Genomic DNA, 21,023 nt, shown 5'->3' with positions numbered 1-21,023 from the left:
GCGCCGGCGTGGGTGGCCGCCGGCGCGATGGAGTGGCTTACCAGCCGAAGCCGGCACCGACGCCGACCGAACTGTCGTCACTGCTGAAGGCGCCGCCGAAGGTGACCGTGGCGCGATCGCTGATCGCACGCTGGTAACCCAGCGACAACGCCGACTCGCCACCCTGGAAACCGATGCCGACGCCGACACGGTTCTGGGTGCGGATACCGGCGGCACTGGTAGCCATGTTGAGCATCGCTGCGCTCATCGCGCCCTGGCGGTCGATGCGGCGGTCCATGTGGCGCAGGCGTCCGTCGATCTCGCCCTTGAACACATCGAAGCTGTCGGCAACGGCCTGGACGCGACTGTCGGTGTAGCTGTTCGCCGTCGCCATGCCACGATCCAGCTGGCCCTTGTTGACGGCGTCGGTGGCGGTGGTGCCCGCGGCGACGTTGGTGACCTGGCGTTCGTTGCCTTCGCTGCCCACCGAGACCGTGTTGGCACGATCGGCAACCGAGCCCTGGCCCAGCGCCACGGCATTTGCCGCCGTGGCACTGGCGCCCTGGCCGATGGCCGTGGACGAAGCGCCGCTGGCTACCGCGCCATCGCCCATGGCCACGGCGTTGAAGCCGGTGGCCGGGGTACCGACCGGAATGCCCGCCCCCGCCGCGGCCACCGTCGGCGTGCCCTGCACGCGTGCGGTACTGGCCGGCGCGGCATCGGCCGTTGCCGGTGCGTCGGCCACGCTGGCCTGCGGGCTTTCATCCAGCGAAGCACTCATTGCGCGCAGGCTGGACGCGCCTGCACGCGTGCCACCGGCAGTACGACGGTCAATCTCACTGACCTTGCGGTCCAGCGCGCCCAGCGCATCGCCGACATTGCTGTAGGTGGCGCCCTGGATCACGTAGTTCGGCGCCACGAACACACCCTGCATGCCGACGCTGGCACCACCGCCGAGGAAGCTGGCGGCATCACTGAGCGACTGGAACAGCTGCCCGCCATTGATCGCCTGGCGGCTGCCGGCGGCGATGTTGCCCGCGCCGACGTTGTCGATGGTGGTGCCCTGGAAGCCGGACAGGGTCAGGCGGTCACGGCTGGCGTCGTCATAGCCGACGGCGCTGGCCGCCGTGGTCTCGACCGTGGCGATGCGCGAGTCGAAATCACCGACACGGGTTTCCACGGCGCCCACGCGCTGGTTGGTGACGTTGAGCTGCGAGCCGGTGACCGCGTCGCTGCTGCCGGCGGCGATGCGGCCGTCGGCCACATTGACGATGCGGCGCGCGGCCGGGCCATCGGTGCCGTTGCCACCACCGACCGACACCACGTTGGCATCGAGCGCACGCGAGCCCGCACCCAGTGCCACCGAGTTCGCACCGGACGCGCCGGCACTGTTGCCCAGTGCAAGCGCACCGTTGCCGATGGCCATCGCATTTGCACCCAGCGCATTGCTGCGTGCGCCGCTGGCACTGGCGGCCGAACCGATCGCTGCGGCATCGCTGCCGCTGGCACTGGCGGTACCCGCGCCGCTGGCCTTGACGTAGCGTGCGGTGCCATCGGCGGTCGCCGCGACCGCATCGAGCTGGCCACGATTGACTGCATCGGTGCGCTCGGTACCGGCGGCGACACGGGTGATCTGACGATCACTGCTGGCACTACCGACCGACACGGTGTTGGCACGATCAGCCACCGAGCCTGCGCCCAGTGCGATGCTGCCGGCCGCCGAAGCGTTGGCACTGACACCCACCGCGGTAGCGTTCGCACCGGTGGCCTTGCTGCCGTAACCCACCGCAGTACCCAGTCGACCACTGGCTTCGGCGTAGCTGCCCAGCGCCGAGGCGCCATCGGCCGAGGCAGTGGCGCGGAAACCGCTGGCCTGCGACTGCGTGCCGCTGGCCGTGGCCTGCGCGCCGCTGGCGGTGCTGTAGGCGCCCTTGGCCTGGGCGCCGGCGCCGGTAGCGCTGGCGCCGAGTTCACTGGCGCTGGCAGCGCTGCCCACGGCCACGCTGTCGACACCACTGGCCTGTGCGTTGGTACCCAGTGCCGCCGCGTTGCTGCCGGTCGCCAGGGCGTCGGCGCCTACCGCCGTGGCGTTGGCGGCCATCGCGTTGGCGCCACTGCCCAGCGCGGTGGCACCGTTGCCGATGGCGTTGGACGCGTTGCCGGCGGCCAAGGCGTTGTCACCGTCCACCAGGGCACCGGCCTCGCCATCGGCGTTGCCGCTGGCCTGGAACTGGCGGCTGGTCCTGTCGGCGACGCTGGCAACGGCATCCAGCTGGCCCTTGTTCACCGCGTCGGTGGCTTCGGTACCGGCTGCCACATGGGTCACCTGGCGTTCGCCACCGGCCTTGCCGACGGCCACGGTGTTGTCACGGTCGGCCTTGGAGCCGGCACCGAGGGCGACACTGTTGCTGCCGTTGGCGGTGGCGTTGGCGCCCAGGGCCGTGGCATTGCTGCCGGCGGCCCACGAGTTCCAGCCGATTGCCGTGGCGTAGTCTTCGGTCGCCCATGCGCCGGCACCGAACGCCGCCGCACCGGTGCCACTGGCACGCGACGGGATCAGGCCGAAGAAGGTGCTGCCACCGATGGCCACGCTCTCCTCGCCGCTGGCCTCGCTGGACTGACCCACCGCCACGGCACCGGTACCGGCTGCAGCAGCACCGAAGCCGACGGCGGTCGTGTTGGCACCACTGGCCGCCGAGCCGTAGCCCAACGCGGTGCCGAGGCGTCCACTGGCCTCGGCATAACCACCGACGGCAGTGGTGCCATCGGCAGAGGCGGCACTACGGAAGCCGCTGGCCAGGGCCTGCGTGCCGCTGGCGTTGGATTCGGTGCCGGTTGCCGTGCTGTACGCACCGCTGGCCTGTGCACGCGCACCGACCGCGCTGGCGCCGAGCTCGCTGGCGCTGGCACCGGTGCCGAGCGCAAGGCTGTCTTCACCGCTGGCCTGCGCTGTGCTGCCCAGCGCCGCCGCATTGTTGCCGGTGGCCAATGCATCGATGCCCACGGCCGTGGCGTTGGCCGCCAGCGCGTTGGCACCGCTGCCCAGCGCGGTGGCACCATTGCCGATGGCGTTGGCCGCATCGCCGGCCGCCAGCGCGTTGTCGCCCTCGACCAGTGCCCCTGTTTCGCCATCGGCGTTGCCGCTGGCCTGGAACTGCCTGCTGGTCTTTTCCGCTGCGGCGGCTACGGCGTCGAGCTGGTTCTTGTTGACCGCATCATTGCCCTGCGTGCCATCAGCCACGTTGGTGATCTGGCGGGTGTTGCCACCGCCGCCGACCGACACGGTGTTGTCGCGGTCGGCGATCGAATCGGCACCCAGCGCCACGCTGTTGGCAGCGCGCGATTCGGCGGCGTTGCCCAGCGCGGTGCTGTTGATGCCACCGGACCAGGCGCCGCCACCGACGGCGGTGGAGTAGTTGCCCGATGCTTCGGTGGCCAGCACGCCGAACAGCGATCCGCCGACGGCGACGCTGTTGGTGCCGGTGGCCAGGCTGCCCTGGCCAGTGGCGGTGCTGTAGGCACCGGAGGCTTCCGAATCACCGCCCAGCGCCACGCTGTTGGAGCCGGAGGCATTGGCGAAGTTGCCGAAGGCCGTGGCATTGAAGGCCGAGGCCTGTGCATAGCCACCGATGGCGGTGCTGTAGCCGCCGGTCGCCTCGGCACCGATGCCGAACGCTGCCGACGCGGTGCCACTTGCGACACTCTCGCTGCCGACCGCGGTGGCGCCGCTGCCACTGGCATTGCTGAAGTACCCCACTGCCACCGCCTCCTCGCCGGAGGCTTCGGACAGCACGCCGGTCGCGGTGCTGCCAGCACCGCTGGCGATGCTGGCCGCACCGAACGCCGCACTCTGCTCGCCACTGGCCTCGCTTTCCGCACCCTGCGCGGTTGCGTATTCAGCGGTCGCCTGTGCATTTGCACCGACCGCGCTGGCGTTGGCGGCGCTGGCCAGGGCGTTGACGCCCAGTGCCTGCGCATTGCTGGCCAGCGCGTTGGCGCCACTGCCGAGTGCGGTGGCCCCGTTGCCGATGGCGTTGGCCGCATCACCGGCGGCCAGCGCGTTGTCACCGTCCACCAGTGCACCGGCCACATCACCGCCGTTGCCGCTGGCCTGGAAGAAGCGGCTGGTGGTGGCTGCCGCGCCCGCCACGGCATCCAGCTGCGCCTTGTTCACCGCGTCGGTGGCCTGGGTACCGGCGGCGACGTTGGTCACCTGGCGTTCGTTACCGGTGCTGCCGACCGAAACGCTGCGGGCGCGGTTGGCGACCGAGCCGGCGCCCAGTGCGACGGCGTTGCTGGCGCTGGCGTTGCTGCCGGCACCGAGCGCGATCGCGCTTTCACCACCGGCCACCGTGTTGGTGCCGATGGCGATGCTGTTGAGGCTGTTGCCCAGCGCCTGGAAGCCCAGCGCCACGCTGTTGTCGCCATAACCGAATGCGCCGCGACCGATGGCGGTGGAGCTGGTGCCGTTGGCCCAGCTGTTGTAACCGATGGAGGTCGCACCACTGCCACTGGCCCAGGCCGCGTTGCCAAATGCCGAGGCATTGGTGGCCGTTGCCCAGGCGCCGGAACCGAACGCACTCGCCCCGCTTGTGGTAGCCCAGCTGTAGCCACCGACGGCGGTGCTGTCGTCACTGCTGGCGAAGGCGCTGTCGCCAACCGCAACCGCGTAGCTGCCGGTCGCACGCGACTTGCCGCCGGCCGCGAAGCTGTTGTCTCCGCTGGCCCTGGCGGCGTTGCCGAACGCACTGCTGGCAGCACCGGTCGCCTGCGCACCACTGCCGACCGCTGTGGCGTCGGCGACGGCAGTGGTGCCGACCTGCTGTGCCGTACCGTCGGCACCGATGATCGGCTGGTTGTACTCGTCGTAGGCCTGGCCGAGGCCACCGATGGCAACACCGCCATTGCCGGTGGCGTTGCTGTTGCGACCCACCGCCACGGCGTCGTCACCGATGGCCGAGGCTGCTGCGCCCTGTGCAACCGCGCCGGCGCCGATCGCATTGCTCGACGAACCCGCCGCAACCGCACCTTCGCCCTCGGCCAATGCACCCGCATCGCTGCCTGCTTCCGGCTGGGCCTGGAAGAAGCGCGCTGTGCTGTCGGCGGTGCTGGCCACCGCGTCGAGCTGCGCCTTGTTCACTGCATCGGTGGCTTCACTGCCCGCGGCGACGCTGGTGATCTGCCGTTCGTTGCCGGCACTGCCCACGGCCACGCTGTTGGCACGCACCGCTTCGGAGTTGGCGCCGAGCGCAACGCTGTTGGCACCGCGTGCGGTGGCGTAGTAGCCCACGGCGGTGCTCTGCGCGCCGCTGGCCCAGGTCTGCGCGCCGAGCGCGCTGGCGTTCTCGCCCGGTGCGTAGGCGAAGTAGCCGACCGCAGTCGCTTCGGCGCCGGACGCTTCGGTCAGGCTGCCGTTGGCCACCGCACGATCACCGCTGGCGATGGCGCCGGCGCCGACGGCGGTCGACGCTTCGCCGCTGGCCTGGGTCTGCACGAAGAAGCCCAGGCCTGGAATCAGATCGGCCGGGCCGCCGATGGCCACGCTGCTGGTGCCGGTGGCGTTGCTCTGCGTACCCAGCGCGGTGGAGTAATCACCGATGGCATTGGCAACCGCACCGAACGCGGACGACTGCGCGCCGGCGGCATATGCGCCAACGCCATAGGCCGACGCGGCGAAACCACCGGCCTCGGCACTCGCACCCACCGCAGTACCACCGACACCGGCACTGGTGGCGCCGGTTTCCACCGGCACGCCGCCACTGGTGATCAGCGGATTGCCATCGGCATCCACCGCAGCCCCCCCCACGGCGACACTGCCTGGGCCGTTGGCCTGCGCGTTGTTGCCGAACGCGGCACTGTTCTGGCCCGAGGCCAGCGCGTTGTTGCCAACGGCGGTGGCGTTCTGCGCGACGGCGGTCGCACCGGCGCCCACGGCCGTCGCACCCTTGCCGATCGCATTGGCGGCCTCGCCAGCCGCCAGCGCCTCGTCGCCCTCGGCCAATGCACCCGCATCACTGTTGCTGCTGCCCGTGGCCTGGAAACGCTTGGCGGTGGCATCGGCCACGGCGGCGACGCCCTTCAACTGGCCGACGTTGACCGCGTCGGTATCTTCAGTACCCGCAGCGACGCTGGTGATCTGCCGGGTCAGGCCGTAGTCGGCGGCGCCGACAGAGACGGTATCGACGCGGTCGGCCAGCGAGCCGGCGCCCAGCGCCACGCTGCCGGTGGCAACCGCAGCGGCGTTCGAACCCAGCGCGGTGCTGTACTCACCCACGGCAGTGCTGAACGCGCCCACCGCGATCGACGCTTCGTTGGCGGCGGTAGCGCCGCGGCCCAGTGCGGTGCTGCCAGGACCCATCGCCACGGCACCACCGCCGACGGCCGTCGCGCCATCGGCAGTGGCTTCGGACAACGCACCGAGTGCGGTGGCCGCACCGTTCTCGCTGGCTGCGTACGCGCTGGCGCCGACGGCCGTATCGCCAAGCCCGAACGCGGCCGCGCTCTGCCCGACCACCACGCTGGCATCGCCGATGGCCAGGGCGCCCTGGCCGAAGGCACTGGCGCCGAGACCGGCGGCAATGGCCTGGGTCCCGATGGCGGTGGTGGCGTTGGCCAGCGCCTGTGCACCGGCGCCGGCCGCGACTGCGCCCTGCCCCTCGATCTTCGCCGCGTCGCTGTCATCGCCTGCGCCGTCGGCCTTGAAATAGCGGTTTCCATCGGCGGCGACATCAGCCAGCGCGGCCTGCGTGGCGCGCGCCTGCGCGTCCAGCTGCGCCTTGTTCACCGCATCGGTGCCCTGCGTACCAGCAGCCACGTTGGTGATCTGCCGCTCCTTGCCGGCGTCGCCGATGGACACGGTATTGGCCCGCGTGGCCTTGGAGCCAGCGCCCAGCGCCACGCTGTTGGCGGCGCTGGCATTGCTGTTGCTGCCGATCGCCACCGCATTGCTGCCCTTGGCCGTGGCCGAGCCTTCGATCAGGCACTTTTCCAGCAGCTTGCCGCTGAATGCAACGCAGGTGGCGCTGCCGCCGATCTGCACCGACTGTGCCGTCGCGCTGCCGCTCATGCCCAACCCCAATACCAGGCCCAGTGCCACCGCCAGCAGTGCGGGCGTGGCCTGTGTCGCATCGCGGCGCTGGTCGACGACCCCGCCACTGCTGCTGTCGGAGGAGGCCAGTTCCGAGGCCACCACCAACTGACCCAGTGCTTTGTTCCAGACCTTGCGATAAATCCGATTCATCGGTACGGCTCCTGATTGGACTGGTTTTGGGCAAAGCAACGCCACCGCTGGGCTTTCCGGCCCAACGTCCCCTGGGGGCGTTTATTCGCGTGATTTACTGCGGGGTATTGCCGAACGGCGCGCAGCGACAGAAAACCGAGCGCGTGCGCCAACCGGTTACTGCGAAATGAATGATTCTGAAACGGGGTTCAAGTGTTAACGGCAACTTTGCAGATCGTCAAGACTTTGACACGACAAATCCTATTGCCGTGAAGCAGTTCACTATTTCACGTGTTTATAAAGGCATTTTGTTAGACATACGTGACGAACTGCTGGCGCATGAAAACGGATGTAACTAGCGGCCAGATCAGCAATTTCACGCACACAAAGAAAAACCCGCCGACAAAGCGGCGGGTTTTTCCATACGCGGTGGCATTGCGGCCTGCGCGGAACGATGCGATCAGCCGCACCACACCCGCGCGTTGCGGAACATGCGCATCCACGGCGAATCACTCTGCCATTCAGCCGGTGCCCAGCTCAGGTTGAGCGCGCGCGGGGTGCGCTCCGGGTGCGGCATCATGATGGTGACGCGGCCGTCGGTGCTGGTCAGGCCGGTGATGCCGTCCGGCGAACCGTTCGGGTTCAGCGGGTACTGGCTGGCGACGTTGCCATGGCCATCGATGTAGCGCAGCGAGACGCGGGCGGCAGCCTGGTCGACGGCGTTGTCGAACACGGCCTGGCCTTCGCCGTGCGCCACCGCTACCGGCAGGCGCGAGCCGGCCATGCCACGCAGCAGGATCGACGGCGATTCCACCACTTCCAGCAGCGCGGTGCGGGCTTCGAACTGCTCGCTGGCATTGCGGCGGAACTGCGGCCAGTGTCCGGCACCCGGGATGATGTTCTTGAGCTGGCTCATCATCTGGCAGCCGTTGCACACGCCCAGCGCGAAGCTGTCTTCGCGCGCGAAGAACGCGGCGAAGGCATCACGCAGCGCACTGCGCTCCAGGATCGAGGTGGCCCAGCCACGGCCGGCACCGAGCACATCGCCGTAGCTGAAGCCGCCGCAGGCGACCAGGCCGGTGAAATCCTGCAGCGCCACGCGGCCTTCGATAAGGTCGCTCATGTGCACGTCGAAGGCGCGGAAGCCGGCACGTTCGAAGGCGTTGGCCATTTCGATCTGGCCATTGACGCCCTGCTCGCGCAGCACCGCCACGCGCGGACGCGCACCGGTGCTGATGAACGGTGCCGCCACATCCTCGTTCAGGTCGAAACTGAGCTTGGGCTTCAGGCCCGGTGCGTTGAAGGCACGGGCGACCTCGCGCTCGGCATCGGCGTTGGCCGGGTTGTCGCGGCGCTTCTGCATCGCGTGGGTGACCGACCACCAGGCGTCGAACAGTGCGTCCCAACGCCATTCGGCCAGGTTCTCGCCACCCAGCGACACGCGCACCACCGGCGCGGTGGTCGGCTTGGCGATGCGCTGTGCGCATTCGGTCAGTGCGTGGCGTTCGACCAGGTCGGCGAACGCAGCGCGGTCTTCGCGCGCGATCTGCACCACCGCACCCAGTTCTTCGTTGAACAGGCTGCGGAACGGATCATCGCCCCAGGCATCGAGCGTGATGTCCAGGCCAAGGCGCGAAGTGAAGGCCATTTCGCACAGCGCGGCGAAGGCACCACCGTCGCTGCGGTCGTGGTAGGCCAGCAGCAGGCCGGACTGGCGCGCATCGCGGATCAGCTCGAAGAAGCCACGCAGGCGCTGCGGATCGTCCAGGTCCGGAGCGGCACCGGCGAAGGCCGGCAGGTCGCCATGGTCGGCGTGCACCTGGGCCAGGATCGAACCGCCCAGGCGCTGCTTGCCGGCACCCAGGCCGATCAGCCACAGCTCGCTGTCCACGTCGCGGTCGAGCAGCGGGGTCAGCTGCTGGCGCACGTCGGCGACCGGCGCGAACGCCGAGATCACCAGCGACACCGGCGACACGCTCTTGTGTGCTTCGCCCTGGTCGTGCCACTGCGCCTGCATCGACAGCGAGTCCTTGCCCACCGGGATGCTGATGTCCAGCTGCGGGCACAGTTCCATGCCCACCGCCTTCACCGCGTCGTACAGCAGCGCGTCTTCGCCCGGGTGGCCGGCCGCGGCCATCCAGTTCGCCGACAGCTTGATTTCATCCAGCGCATCGACCGGGGCCGCGCACAGGTTGGTCAGCGCTTCGCCCACCGCCATGCGTGCCGAAGCCGCCGCATCGAGCAGGGCCAGCGGAGTACGCTCGCCGATCGACATCGCTTCGCCAGCCACGCCATCGAAGTCGGCCAGGGTGATCGCCACGTCGGCCACCGGCAGCTGCCACGGGCCGACCATCTGCTCACGCGCGGTCAGGCCACCGACGCTGCGGTCACCGATGGTGACCAGGAAGTTCTTCGAGGCGACGGTCGGGTGCGCGAGTACGCGCAGGCCGGCTTCCTGCAGGTCCAGGCCGCCGGTCTTCAGCGCCGGCCAGCGCGGTGCCGGCGGGTGCGCGGTGTCGCGGTGCATCTTCGGCGGCTTGCCGAACAGCACGTCCATCGGCAGGTCGATCGGCGCATCGGCCGGGGTGTGGCCCGGCACGGCACCGTAGGCCACCACCAGGTGCTCCTCGGCGGTGGCCACGCCAACGGCAGCGAACGGGCAGCGCTCGCGGGCGCACAGCGCGGCGAACTCGGCCAGGCGCTCCTGGGCCACGCCCAGCACGTAGCGCTCCTGCGACTCGTTGCACCACAGCTGCATCGGCGACAGCGACGGATCATCGGTGGGCACCTTGCCCAGGTCGATGACACCGCCGACCTTGGAGTCGTGCAGCAGTTCGGGGATGGCATTGGACAGGCCACCGGCACCGACGTCGTGGAAGAACTTGATCGGGTTGTTGGCGCCCATCGCCACGCAGCGGTCGATGACCTCCTGGCAGCGGCGCTCCATTTCCGGGTTGTCGCGCTGCACGCTGGCAAAGTCCAGGTCCTCGGCGCTCTCGCCGGAGGCCACCGAACTGGCCGCGCCGCCGCCCAGGCCGATCAGCATTGCCGGGCCACCCAGCACGATGACCGCATCACCGGCCTGCAGCGGGATCTTGTCGACCTGCACGCGGTCGATCGCGCCGAGGCCGCCGGCCAGCATGATCGGCTTGTCGTATGCACGCACCAGATCGGCGCCTTCGGGCAGCTCGAAGCTGCGGAAGTAGCCGAGCAGGTTCGGTCGGCCGAATTCGTTGTTGAACGCGGCGCCGCCGAGCGGGCCGTCGGTCATGATTTCCAGCGCCGGCGCCATGCGCGGGTTCAGCGCGCGCGGCGCTTCCCACGGCTGCGGCAGCTCGGGGATGCGCAGGTGCGAGACCGAGAAGCCGGTCAGGCCCGCCTTCGGCTTGCCGCCACGGCCGGTCGCGCCCTCATCGCGGATCTCGCCACCGGCACCGGTCGAGGCACCCGGGAACGGCGCGATCGCGGTCGGATGGTTGTGCGTTTCCACCTTGATCTGGAACGCGCTGGGCACCTGCGGCTCGCGGCGGTATTCGCCACTGGCCGGATCGGGGCGATAGCGCGAGGCCGGATGGCCTTCGATCACCGCGGCATTGTCGCTGTACGCGCTGAGCGTGTGCTGCGGAGTCTGCTGGTGGGTGTTCTTGATCATCCGGAACAGCGAGCGGTCCTGCTCCTGGCCGTCGATGGTCCAGCTGGCGTTGAAGATCTTGTGGCGGCAGTGCTCGGAATTGGCCTGCGCGAACATCATCAGTTCCACGTCCGACGGCGACCGGCCCAGCGCAGTGAAACGCTCGCGCAGGTAGTCGATCTCGTCCTGGGCCATGGCCAGGCCGAGGCGCTGGTTGGCGGCCTCCAGCTGGTCCACCGGCACGCGCTCCAGTTCACCCCGGGCCGGTGCCGAGAACAGCGCCTGGCCCTGTTCCACGGTCTCCAGCACCGACTGCGTCATCGGGTCGTGCAGCGCCTTGACCAACGCCTGCTGGGCGGCGGCATCGGCCGGCCAGCCCTGCACGTCGATGCGCAGGCCACGTTCGACCCGGCTGACCGGCTGGCCGGCACCGCGGACCAGTTCGGTGGCCTTGCTCGACCACGGCGACAGCGTGCCCAGGCGCGGCACCACGATGCGGCTGACCGCGCCGTCGGCCACGGCTTCGGCCTGCGGCGCCGCTTCGAGGATGCGGCACAGGGTGGTCAGGTCGGGGGCGGCGCTGCCTTCGGGCTGCACGAAATAGACGTGCCAGGCACCGCTGATGCGCAGGGAGGGAGCGATGGACTGCAGGCGGGATTCAAGACGTTCGCGGCGGAACGGCGACAGGGCGGGCGCGCCCTCGAGGACCATCATGTCCGGGGAACCGTAGTTGGGAAACGGGCCCGACATTGTACCGGAAGCGGGGGAAGGGCTCTGGCCGGGCGGCGCCCGGCACCCGCCGAGGCCAGGGCAACGGCAACAGCAACGGCCAAAGCAAAAGCGGGGTTCCCGTGGGGTGGCGGGGTGGGTCCGGTGGCGGGGGACGCCGTAAACCCGTCCCTGGGGGCTTGGCCGCGGCATCCATGCCGCGGACACCCCCGCCACCGGACCCACCCCGCCTTCGACAGATTTCCGCGATCTGCGGTAAATCCACGCCATGCGTGCATGCTCTGCGGTAGTGCCGGCCGCTGGCCGGCAACCAGGGAAATCTCAGAAGTCAGGCATTGAAGAGCGAAGCGACCGGCTTTTGCTTTTGATTTTTTGTTCTGTCTTTCGTGGCTGGCCGCGCAGGAACCTGTCCGTGGCCGGGCGGGTGGGTTGCGCAGGGGCGTAAGCGCCATGGATGGCGCGCCCGAGCCTACAGGGACGTATTCACGGCGTCCCCTGCGCAGCCCACCCACCCGGCCAACCCCAGAAATCTGCTTTTCGCGGAAAGCCCCCAGCCACGAGGGGGCTCCGCCGATGGCCGCCGACCGCGCGCAGCGCCGCTCTCCGCCCGAATCCCGGAACCATGCGCTTGCTCACGGATTGACCACGCGATTGATGACAACGTTGTCCCCACCTGGCGCCGGACTCTCTCCCCGGCCCCCCAGGTACCCCGTCCGCCCCCTCCGTCGCCTTCCCGGGCGACGCCCGGACCTGCGTCACGCGCGGCGCCATCGGGGCCCGCGCGCCCTTTGATCGGAGACTTACCCATGTACGACCCGATTGTGCGCAGTGCCGAACGTTCGACCCGAAGCTGTCGTCCCCGCCACCTGGCCTGGCTGCTTGCCCTGGCCGCCGGTACCGCCGCCCTGCCCGGCCTGGCGCAGGCTGCCAGCTGTGCCGGCGTGGCCCAGTGGGACCAGGCCAGGATCTACCGGGCCGGCGATACCCTGCAGAAAGGAGGCGTCCTCTATCGGGCGAACCAGGACATCTGGAACGCGCCGCCGGACCATCCGGCCGGTGCGCCCTACTACACCAACCTTGGTGCCTGCGATGGCAGCGGCAGCAACCAGCCGCCGGTGGTCAGCCTGACCTCGCCGGCCAACGGCGCCACCTTCAGCGCCGGCAGCACGGTCAACGTGACCGCTACCGCCAGTGACCCGGACGGCAGCGTCGCCAAGGTCGAGTTCTTCCGCGACGGCAGCTCGCTGGGCGTGGCCACCGGTGCGCCGTATGCGGCCAGCTGGGCCAATGCCAGCGCCGGCAGCCACACCCTGCGTGCGGTCGCGACCGACAACAACAACGCCACCACCAGCACCCCGACCATCACCATCACCGTCAACGCCGCCGGTGGCGACACCACCGCACCGAGCGTGCCGGGCGGGCTGGCGGTCGGCACCCGTACCGCCAACAGCATCGCGCTCAGCTGGAGCCCGTCCACCGACAACACCGGTGGCAGTGGCCTGGCTGGCTATGACGTGTACCGCAACGGCAGCCTGGTCGGTTCGCCGTCCAGCGCCAGCTATGTGGATGGCGGGCTGACCGCATCGACCACCTACCGTTACCGCGTGCGGGCGCGCGACAACGCCGGCAACGCGTCGGCGCAGGGCACCGAAATCAGCGCCACCACGCTGGCCGGTGACGGCGGCACTACCGGCAAGCGGGTCATCGGTTACTTCACCCAGTGGGGCATCTACGGCCGCAACTACCGGGTCAAGAACATCGACAGCAGCGGCTCGGCCGCACGCCTGACCCACATCAACTACGCGTTCGGCAACGTGCGCAACAACCGATGCGAAGTCGGCATCACCCAGCCGTCGGATCCGAACAGCGGTGCCGGTGGCGATGCCTTCGCCGACTACACCAAGGCCTTCAGTGCCGCCGAGAGCGTCAGCGGCAGTGCCGATACCTGGGACCAGCCGCTGCGCGGCAACTGGAACCAGCTCAAGCAGCTCAAGGCCAAATACCCGGGCATGAAGGTGCTGATCTCGCTGGGTGGCTGGACCTGGTCGCGCGGCTTCTCCAGCGCAGCGCGCCCGGAAAACCGCCAGGCCTTCGTCGCCTCGTGCATCGACGCCTACATCAAGGGCAACCTGCCGGTGACCGACGGTGCCGGCGGTGCCGGTGCCGCGCTGGGCGTGTTCGACGGCATCGACATCGACTGGGAATACCCGGTGGCCTGTGGCATCGAATGCGGCAAGCCGGAAGACAACGCCAACTTCACCGCGCTGATGGCCGAGTTCCGCCGCCAGCTCGATGCGGTGCGGCCGGGCCTGTTGCTGACGGTGGCGGTGGGTGCCGGCATCGACAAGATCCGTGTCACCGATCCGGCCGCATACCACCCGTACCTGGACTACATCAACGTGATGACCTACGACTTCCACGGCGCGTGGGATGCGAAGACCAATCACCAGTCGGCGCTGTTCGATTCGCCGAATGATCCGTCCACCGGCGACCAGAAGCTGTACAACAGCAACGACGCCATCGAGGCCTTCATCAGCCGTGGCGTGCCCGCCGCCAAGCTCAACCTGGGCATTGGCTACTACGGGCGTGGCTGGACGGGTGTGGCCAACGCCAACAACGGCCTGTACCAGACCGCTACCGGCGCCGCCCCGGGTACGTATGAAGCCGGCATCGAGGACTGGAAGGTGCTGAAGAACCTGGCGTGGCCGGGCTACACCGACAACACCGCCGGTGCCACCTGGATCTACAACGGCAGCACGCTGTGGAGCTTCGACACCCCGGCCAACATCACCCGCAAGATGGGTTACGTGAAGACCCAGGGCCTGGGCGGCGCGTTCGTCTGGGAGTTCAGCGGTGACGATGCGCAGGGCACGCTGACCAAGGCGGTCAGTGATGGCCTGAAGTAAGCAAAAGGCCGGGGATGCGACACGCATCCCCGGCTTCCTGCCTGTAGAGCCGAGCCCATGCTCGGCTGCTGTTTCCGCAGCCGAGCATGGGCTCGGCTCTACAGAAAAAGACCAGCGACGATCAGCGCTTGGCCGACAGCTTCTCCAGCGCGGCACGCAGCTGCGCCGGCGGCAGGTAGCCGCCCAGCTGGGTGCCATCCGGCGCGAAGATCGCCGGCGTTCCATTCACGCCCAGCTGCTGGCCCAGCGCGTACTGCATCGCCACCGGGTTGGTGCAGTTCCTGGCCGGCACGCTGCCACCGCGCTTGGCGTTGGTCAGGGCCAGGCGACGATCCGCTGCACACCAGACCGAGATCATGTCGGTGTAGTCCTTGCTGCCCAGGCCCATGCGCGGAAACGCCAGGTACTCGACGGTGATGCCGTTGCGGTTGAGTTCGGCGATGTCCTGGTGCAGCTTGCGGCAGTAACCACACTCGATGTCGGTGAACACGCTGATGGTGTACTTGGCGTTCGGCGCGGCAAACACGATGCGATCGCCGTGGTTGGCCTTGGCCAGCAGGCCGCGGCGGTAACCAAGCAGGCCCTCGCTGTTGGCCGGGCCCTTGGCGCGGGTGTCGTAAGGCTGCGACTGGAACAGGTAGCGGCCGTCATCGGACACGTACAGCAGCTGGCCGGAAACGACGACCTCGCGGAAGCCGGGGAACGGCGCGGCACCGATGTAATCGACCTGGAAACCCGGATTGAGCGCGGTCAACGCGGCACGTACCGCCTGGTCAGCCGGCGCGTTGGCGGCCGGGCTGGCCTTTGCCGCAGCGGCAGCAGGCGCCTTGGCGGCCGGCGGAGCCGGCTGGGCGCAGGCGGTCAGGCTGAGCGCACCGAACACGGCGGCGATGGCAAATCGGAGCATGGAGCGATCCGCAACAGAAGAAGACTCCGGATTCTGACACAGCCGCCGGTACCGGGCCGCGACGCCCGGCACGGCCCCGGGCAGCGATTCAGCCCGGCCCTCAGCCGCGCGGATGGTGGCGGGCATGCAGCTTCTGCAGATGCTCGCGCGCTACCAGGGTGTAGATCTGGGTGGTCGACAAGGAACTGTGGCCGAGCAGCATCTGCAGCGCGCGCAGGTCGGCACCGCGGTTGAGCAGATGGGTGGCGAAGCTGTGGCGCAGGCCATGCGGGCTGATCCGCGCCGGGTCGATGCCGGCCACCTGCGCATGGCGCTTGACCAGGTGCCAGAACGCCTGCCGGGTCAGCGCATGCAGCGTCGGCTCGATGAACAACGGGGTCTGACCATCCGCCAGGGCATGCACCTTGCCCTTGCCGACCAGCAGCGGGCGCGACTGCTGCAGGTAACGCTCCAGCCAGTGCTGCGATTCCTCGCCCAGCGGCACCAGCCGCTCCTTGCTGCCCTTGCCGGTGACCCGCAACACGCCCTGGCGCAGGTTGACCGCCGTGGCCGGCAGCAGCACCAGCTCGCTCACGCGCAGGCCGGCGGCATACATCAGTTCCAGCATGGCGCGGTCGCGCAGGCCCAGCGGGCTGTCGATGTCCGGTGCCGCCAGCAGCGCATCGATCTGGCTTTCGGCCAGCGCCTTGGGCAACAGCCGTGGCAGCTTCGGCGGGTCGAGCAGCGCACTGGGGTCTTCGCTGCGTTCGCCACGGCGCACGCCATCGGCGAAGAACGCCCGCAGCGCCGACAGCAGTCGCGCATTGCTGCGCGGCGACCAGCCATGCCGGGTGCGCCAGGCCAGGTAGTCGAACAGCCCGGGCCGTTCGATGCCGGCCAGGCCGCCGTCGCGCCCATCCATCCAGCGCGCCAGCCCTTCCAGGTCACGCCGGTAGCTGTCGAGGGTGGCGCGGGCCAGGCCGTTCTCGGCCCAGATCGCATCGAGGAAGCGCTGGATGCGCACGCTGTCGTCGGCGCGAAGCTCGGGCAGTTGCTGGACCAGCTGGCGGCGTTCGGCGGGGGTGGAAACAAGGGCCATGCGTGCAGGATACGAGGGCCACTGCGGGCACGGCCAGCTTTGCGTATGCTCGGCGCATGTCCCGCCCTGCCACCGACACGGCCCCTGCGGCCGCTACCGAAACGCCCCGTCCGCGCGCGCTGCTGTCCTGGCGCATGCTGGCGATGGTCTACGACGCGCTGCCGGTGCTGGCGCTGTGGATGCTGGCCGGCACGCTGTTCACCCTCGCCTACACCTTCAGCGGCCACGCGCAGCGCGAGAACATCGCACCGTTCAGCGCTTGGCAGTGGCTGCTGTGGGCGGTGTGCTGGGCGATCACGGGGTGGTATGCCACGGCCAGCTGGCGCCGCGGCGGGCAGACGCTGGGCATGCGGCCGTGGCGGCTGAAACTGCAGTCGCGCGATGGCACGCCGTTGCGGCGCGGCCAGCTGTGGCTGCGCTTCGCGGTGGGGACGCTGTCGCTGCTGCTGGGCGGCCTGGGATTCTGGTGGGCCTGGGTCGACCGCCAACGCCTGACCTGGCACGACCGCGCCAGCGGCACCCGCCTGGTGCGCATGCCCAAGCGGTGATGCACGATCTGTAGAGCCGAGCCCATGCTCGGCTGGCAGGCGGTGCGCAAAAAGCAGCCGAGCATGGGCTCGGCTCTACAGAATCCAGCACGCTGGGCCGGGATGCTGGTGGTCGTGGCACGGATGCCGAAGCGGTGGATTGCCCCGGTAGCGCCGGGCATGGCCCCGCGCTACCAGAATCAGCCCGACTTGCGCCGGAACAACAGTCCGGACACGGCCAGCATGACGATCGGCGGCAGCGCATAGGCAATGCGGTAATCGAACTTCAGCGCACCGGCCATGCGGCCGAAGAACAGCTGCAGCAGCCAGAAGCCCAGTGCAAACAGGATGCCCAGGAACAGGCGCTTGCCCATGCCGCCGCTACGCAGCGACCCGAACGCGAACGGCACCGCGGCCAGGCACAGCGCCAGCACGTTCACCGGGTAGAACCAGCGGCTCCAGTACACATCCTCGAAATCACGCGCATCCAGCCCGTTGCGCTGGCGGTAGGCAATGCTGGTGCTCAGCTCGGCCACGCTGAGGTTTCGCGGCTTGGCGATGCCGGTGGCCAGCGCCGCCGGATCCAGCTTCGAGTTCCACGGCTCACGCGCCACTTCCTGGCGGGTGGCCGAGCGCTCGCCGAAGGTGTCGCGACGCACCCCGGTCAGCACCCAACCGTCCTTGTCGTGCTCGGCGGTGGCGGCATGGGTCAACGAGGCGATATTGCCGTCTTCGGCGATCCGGTACAGCCGCACGTCACGCAGGATCAGCCGCGTGCCCTTGTCGCCCACCAGCTGTTCCTCGCCGCTCTGGGCGTTGAGGAAGGTGTCGCCTTCGCGTGCCCATAGGCCGGAGTAGCGGGTGGTGGAGATGTCCCGCCCCCACTTGGCACTGGCCTTCAATGCATCGGCACGGTCCTGTCCCCACGGGCCCAGCGTCTCGGCGCTGAGCACCATCACTGCGGTCAGCAGCGACAGCGCGATCGCCACCGACACGCTCAGGCGCTTGCGCGACAGGCCCAGCGCACGCAGGGCGGTCAGCTCCGAGGTCGCGGCCAGCTGGCCCAGACCCATCAGCGCGCCGATCACCGCGGCGGTCGGGAACATCGTGTAGGCGCGGCGCGGCACCGTGTACAGCACCCAGGCGGCGGCATGGCCCAGGGTGTAGCCGTTCTTGCCGATGTCCTTGAACTCGCCGGAGAACGCCATCACCACGTCCAGGCCGACCAGCACCGCCCAGGTCAGCAGCACCGTGGTGAACACCGACTGGCCCAGGTACAGATCGAAACGCATCGGGCGCAGCCTCATGCGCGGGCTCCCTTCGAGCGGCCCAGGCGGCCATCACGTGCATACATCCAGATCGCCAGCGCCAGCAGCGGCACGGTCAACCACCACAGGCCGAGCGCGGCCGGAATCTTGCCGTTGGCGATCCAGCCACTGCCGATGAACATCAGGTTGGTGCCCACCATGTAGGCCATCAGGGCCAGCATCATGCGGCCGTAGCGCTGCTGGCGCGGCGAGCTGCGGCCCAGCGGCACGGTCAGCAGGGCGAAGGCCAGCGCGATCAGCGGCGGTGCCAGGCGGCGGTGCAGCTGCGCCTGCGCCTGGGGGCGCTCATCGCCGATCAGCTGCAGGGTCGGCATCAGTTCCGGGTCGTCCTCGGTGCGGGTCTGTGCACCGTCGGGCAGGGCCACGTCGTTGCGGGCAAAGGTCGCCAGCCGGTAATCCAGCGCGCCGGCCACCGGGCCTTCCACCTGGTGGCCATCATCCAGCTCCAGGAAGCGCTGGCGGGTGCCCTCGAAGAACATGCGGCCACCATTGGCGGACACCACTTCCAGGCGGTCATCCTTCTGGCGCTGCAGGAACACCTTGCCCAGCTGGGTGCCATCGGGTGAGATCGAGGACAGGTACACCACGCCGCCATTGGGCAGCGGGGTGAAGCGGCCCGGCTCCAGGCCGGCCATCAGCACGCTGCGGTTGGCCTCGATGATCATCTGCTCGGCCATCCGGCCGGCCCACGGGCCCAGCCACAGCGAGCAGGCGCCGACCAGCAGCACCACCGGCACCACCAGCATCAGCAGTGGCCGCAGCAGCCGCTTGGGCCCCACGCCAATGGCGGTGATGACCGCCATCTCCGAGTCGCGGTAGAGCCGGGCCACGGCCAGCAGCAGGCCCAGCATCAGCGCCAGCGGCAGGATCAGCGGCAGGTAGGCGATGAACTGCAGGCCCAGCTGGGAGAACAGCAGCTTGGCCGGCAGGCGTCCGTCGGCGATGTTGCCGAGGATGTCCACCAGCACGCCGCCCACGCTGACCACCAGCAGGACGATCAGGGTAGCCAGGAAACTCTGGACGAAATCGCCCAGCAGGTATCGGTCGAGCTTCAGCATGGGGCGGTGGTTTAAACTCTGGGGTTCGTTCGCGGTGCCGCCCAGTCTACTGTCTGGGCGTAAACGGCCTGCGATTGTACGGACTCGCCAATGGAATCTGCTCAATGGCCCTCGAATTCACCCTGAACCACGTTGCTCCGGCCGCCGCCACCGTTGATTGCCTGGTGGTCGGCGCGTATGCCGACCATACCCTGACCCCGGCCGCGCAGGCCCTGGACGCCGCCAGCGGTGGCCGCCTGGCCGCCCTGGCCCAGCGTGGCGACCTGTCCGGCAAGACCGGCGCGACCACCCTGCTGCACGACCTGCCGGGCGTGACCGCGCCGCGCGTGCTGGTGGTCGGCCTCGGCGACGCCGCCCGCTTCGGCGTGCCGCAGTACCTGAAGGCCGTGGGCGACGCGGTGCGCGCGCTGAAGGCCGGCGCCGCCCGCAGCGCGCTGTTCACCCTGTCCGAAGTGGCCATCAAGGACCGCGACGCGGCCTGGGCGATCCGCCAGGCAGTGATCGCCGCCGATCACGCCGCCTACCGCTACACCGCCACCCTGGGCAAGAAGAAGGCCGACGATGCCGGCCTGGCCCAGCTGGCCGTGGCCGGTGACGACGCCCAGGCCCTGGCCCAGGGCCAGGCCATCGCCGCCGGTGTCGAGTTCGCCCGCGAGCTGGGCAACCTGCCGCCGAACTATTGCACCCCGGCCTATCTGGCCGACGTGGGCGTGAAGTTCGCCGGCGAGCACGAGGGTGCCGAAGCCGAGATCCTCGACGAGCACCAGATGGAAGCGCTGGGCATGGGCTCGCTGCTGGCCGTGGCCCGCGGTTCGGCCAACCGCCCGCGCCTGGTCGTGCTGAAGTGGAACAATGGCGGCGACGCCAAGCCCTACGTGCTGGTCGGCAAGGGCATCACCTTCGATACCGGTGGCGTCAACCTGAAGACCCAGGGCGGCATCGAAGAGATGAAGTACGACATGTGCGGCGGCGCCAACGTCATCGGCACCTTCGTCGCGGCGGTCAAGGCCAAGCTGCCGCTGAACCTGGTGGTGGTGGTGCCGGCGGTGGAAAACGCCATCGACGGCAACGCCTACCGTCCTTCCGACGTGATCACCTCGATGTCGGGCAAGACCATCGAAGTCGGCAACACCGACGCCGAAGGCCGCCTGATCCTGTGCGACGCGCTGACCTACGCACAGCGCTTCGAGCCGGCCGCGCTGGTCGACGTCGCCACCCTGACCGGTGCCTGCATGGTCGCCCTGGGCCACCAGACCGCCGGCCTGATGAGCAAGCACGACGACCTGGCCAACGAGCTGCTGGCCGCCGGCGAGCACGTGTTCGACCGCGCCTGGCGCCTGCCGCTGTGGGACGAGTACCAGCCGATGCTGGATTCGACCTTCGCCGACGTCTACAACATCGGCGGCCGCTGGGCCGGCGCGATCACCGCCGGCTGCTTCCTGTCGCGCTTCACCGAAGGCCAGCGCTGGGCCCACCTGGACATCGCCGGCGTCGCCAGCGATGAAGGCAAGCGTGGCATGGCCACCGGCCGCCCGGTCGGCCTGCTGAGCCAGTGGCTGCTGGACCAGGTCGCCCGCGCCTGATGCCGTACCCGACCCTGGCCGGCAGACGCCGGCCGGGGCCTCGCCCGGCACTGCCGGGCCCTTGCCTGACCCGGACCC

9 protein-coding genes are annotated in these 21,023 nt (G+C 69.4%); 3 read left to right on the top strand and 6 right to left on the bottom strand.

From position 1 onward, the window contains the following. Positions 1-37: 37 nt before the first annotated feature. A complete protein-coding gene (locus ACT6SE_RS01745; protein WP_046428729.1) occupies positions 38-7,219 on the bottom strand; it encodes an ESPR-type extended signal peptide-containing protein in 7,182 nt (2,393 codons plus the stop codon). Positions 7,220-7,658: 439 nt separating this feature from the next. Continuing rightward, on the bottom strand, positions 7,659-11,543 hold the full coding sequence (gene purL / locus ACT6SE_RS01740) for a phosphoribosylformylglycinamidine synthase (RefSeq protein WP_088375314.1): 3,885 nt from the start codon (positions 11,541-11,543) through the stop codon (positions 7,659-7,661). 821 nt (positions 11,544-12,364) lie between these two features. On the opposite strand from purL, the gene ACT6SE_RS01735 reads away from it, so the two are divergent. Further along, positions 12,365-14,464, top strand: coding sequence for a glycosyl hydrolase family 18 protein (locus ACT6SE_RS01735; RefSeq protein WP_014645883.1), 2,100 nt, complete (start codon positions 12,365-12,367; stop codon positions 14,462-14,464). Positions 14,465-14,585: 121 nt separating this feature from the next. On the opposite strand, the gene ACT6SE_RS01730 is transcribed toward ACT6SE_RS01735, so the two are convergent. Together ACT6SE_RS01730 and xerD are read right to left on the bottom strand one after the other, a co-directional pair. Continuing rightward, positions 14,586-15,371, bottom strand: a complete 786-nt coding sequence (locus ACT6SE_RS01730) for a thioredoxin fold domain-containing protein (RefSeq protein WP_046428434.1) — start codon at positions 15,369-15,371, stop codon at positions 14,586-14,588. Positions 15,372-15,471: 100 nt separating this feature from the next. After that, positions 15,472-16,449, bottom strand: coding sequence for a site-specific tyrosine recombinase XerD (gene xerD / locus ACT6SE_RS01725; protein WP_046428433.1), 978 nt, complete (start codon positions 16,447-16,449; stop codon positions 15,472-15,474). 56 nt (positions 16,450-16,505) lie between these two features. Here xerD and ACT6SE_RS01720 point away from each other — a divergent pair, with 56 nt between their 5' ends. Beyond that, a complete protein-coding gene (locus ACT6SE_RS01720) occupies positions 16,506-16,997 on the top strand; it encodes an RDD family protein (RefSeq protein ID WP_046428429.1) in 492 nt (163 codons plus the stop codon). Between the two features lie 179 nt (positions 16,998-17,176). Here the strand turns inward: ACT6SE_RS01720 and lptG are convergent, their stop codons facing one another. Continuing rightward, entirely contained in the window at positions 17,177-18,283 is a 1,107-nt protein-coding gene (gene lptG, locus ACT6SE_RS01715; protein WP_032962258.1) for an LPS export ABC transporter permease LptG, read from the bottom strand. Beyond that, positions 18,280-19,362: an LPS export ABC transporter permease LptF gene (gene lptF, locus ACT6SE_RS01710; protein WP_032962260.1), complete on the bottom strand. Its 1,083-nt coding sequence runs from the start codon at positions 19,360-19,362 to the stop codon at positions 18,280-18,282. Before lptF ends, lptG begins: the two co-directional genes overlap by 4 nt. A 104-nt stretch (positions 19,363-19,466) precedes the next feature. Here lptF and ACT6SE_RS01705 point away from each other — a divergent pair, with 104 nt between their 5' ends. Then, the gene (locus ACT6SE_RS01705; RefSeq protein ID WP_046428424.1) at positions 19,467-20,945 is read left to right on the top strand and encodes a leucyl aminopeptidase; all 1,479 of its coding nucleotides are present in this window, start codon (positions 19,467-19,469) and stop codon (positions 20,943-20,945) included. Positions 20,946-21,023: the final 78 nt, after the last annotated feature.

This window comes from Stenotrophomonas sp. LC732 (assembly GCF_052446685.1).
Taxonomy (GTDB): Bacteria; Pseudomonadota; Gammaproteobacteria; order Xanthomonadales; family Xanthomonadaceae; genus Stenotrophomonas; species Stenotrophomonas muris.
This window is presented reverse-complemented; position numbering and strand designations above follow the sequence as displayed.